Origin of the sequence: Paenibacillus sp. IHBB 3054, assembly GCF_051594305.1 — a bacterium.
In the GTDB taxonomy this organism is placed as follows: domain Bacteria; phylum Bacillota; class Bacilli; order Paenibacillales; family Paenibacillaceae; genus Paenibacillus_AQ.
In genome coordinates, this window is the sequence record NZ_JBOFBG010000171.1 from 1 (window position 1) to 438 (window position 438).

Sequence of the window (438 nt, forward strand, 5' to 3'; positions counted from 1 at the left end):
GAGGATGCTTGAACGCCCCTTGGCATAATACCTAATGGTTCTATGAGGACCATCTTCTCATAGAACCATTAGCCAGTGTCAATTCCGATTTAAAAGTTGGCGTGACTCTCTTGCGTAGCTTTTTAATTCTTCGGGCTTATCTGTTTCAATTGCTGCTAAAAAAGAATTGTAGATTCCAGTGTAAGTGCTAATGATTTCATCAATATTTAATTTTTCAAATTTCTTAGGATCAATTTTATTGAGAGCAGAAATCGTAAAGTCTTTTGCAACGAGTTTATTATAATCATTTGTTTCAGCCAAAAATAAAGCCTCCTTTCTCAAAAAAAGATTATGTACAATTTCATCTTATCAGAATTTAGGAGGTGGAATCAAAAAATGTATGTATTACGAAAGGATGTGAAGATGCTGAAAGACGTTAACCATAAAGTGGAAATAAGC

1 protein-coding gene is annotated in these 438 nt (G+C 33.8%); it reads right to left on the bottom strand.

Annotated elements, in window-relative coordinates; genetic code table 11:
- Positions 1-78: 78 nt before the first annotated feature.
- Positions 79-300, bottom strand: coding sequence for a hypothetical protein (locus ACQ76X_RS36320; protein WP_438498714.1), 222 nt, complete (start codon positions 298-300; stop codon positions 79-81).
- Positions 301-438 lie beyond the last annotated feature (138 nt).